This window comes from Streptomyces sp. CO7 (genome assembly GCF_053474865.1).
In genome coordinates, this window is sequence record NZ_JBRIOU010000008.1 from 120,084 (window position 1) to 121,362 (window position 1,279).

At 77.2% G+C, this 1,279-nt stretch carries 1 protein-coding gene; it reads right to left on the reverse strand.

Translation table 11 applies throughout. The features are described 5' to 3' along the window. Positions 1 to 27: 27 nt before the first annotated feature. On the reverse strand, positions 28 to 1,279 hold a 1,252-nt coding region (gene cydC, locus ACOV8S_RS25455), incomplete at its 5' end, for a thiol reductant ABC exporter subunit CydC (protein ID WP_448320569.1).

The following is a 1,279-nucleotide window of genomic DNA, read 5'->3' on the forward strand; positions in this document are numbered from 1 at the left end:
CTCGGCGCCCGGTTCCCGCCGCGGGAGTCAGCCCGCCGCGGGAACCGGACTCCGAGGCACCGGGCCGGCGAGGTCCGCGGGCCGGGCGGTGAGGAGGGCCGCCTCCGCCTCACGTTCCACCATCACGCGGAACGGCCCCGGGACCGCGACGAGATCGGCGTACCGGCCCCGCTGCACCACGCGTCCGCCGTCCAGGACCAGCACCTCGTCCACCGCCTCCAGGCCCGCGGTGCGGTGCGTGATCAGCACGGTGGACCGTCCCTGGGCGGCGGACGCCTCGGTGACGGACAGCAGGTCCGCGGTGAGCGCGTCGGCGGTCGGCAGGTCCAGGTGCTCGGTGGGCTCGTCCAGCACCAGGACGGGGAAGTCCGCCAGCAGCGCACGTGCCAGGGCGAGCCGGCGGTGCTGGCCGCCGGAGAGCCGGGCGCCGTGCTCCCCGATCAGGGTGTCCAGGCCCTCGGGGAGGGCGTCCGCCCACTCCAGCAGCCCGACCCGGTCCAGCACCTCCCGCAGCTCCGCGTCGGTGGCGTCCTTCCGCGCGATCAGCAGGTTCTCCCGCACACTGCTGTCGAAGAGGTGGGCGTCCTGGGCGCAGAGCCCCACCAGCCGGCGCACCTGGTCACCGTCCAGGTCCCGGCTGCCGACCCCCGCGAGGGTGCAGGACCCCGCCTCGGGCTCCAGGAAGCGCAGCAGCACCTGGGCCAGGGTGGTCTTGCCCGCACCGGACGTTCCCACCACGGCCACCCGGCGTCCCGGCTCCAGCACCAGGTCCACCCCGCGCAACGCCGTCCCGCGCTGACCGGGGTGACGGGCCGACAGGCCGCGCACCACGAGGGGGAACGGCGACGCCGGCGCCGGGAGCGGCCGCTCGGGCTCGCGCACCGGATCCGGCGCGTCCAGCACGTCGAAGACCCGCTCCGCGCCGCGCCGTACCCGCTGCCGGTACTGCGCGGCGAGCGGCAGTCCCAGCACGGCTTCGAACGCGGCGAGGGGAGTGAGCACGACCACCGCGGTGAGCAGCCCGTCCAGCCTGCCTGCGCCCACCGCGGGGACCGCGACCAGCGCGGACGCGGCGACGGTGAGGCCGCCGATCAGCGAGACCAGCCCGTCGCCGAGGGCGCTCGCGGACGAGGTGCGTGCGGCGATCCGGGTCAGCACGGCGTCGGCCGCGCGGGCGGCGGCGAGCCGGGCGGGCAGCGCACCGGCCACCGTCGACTCGGCGGTACCGGTCAGCAGGTCGGTCACCCGGGTGGCCAGCTCGCCGCGGGCCGGCGCCAGC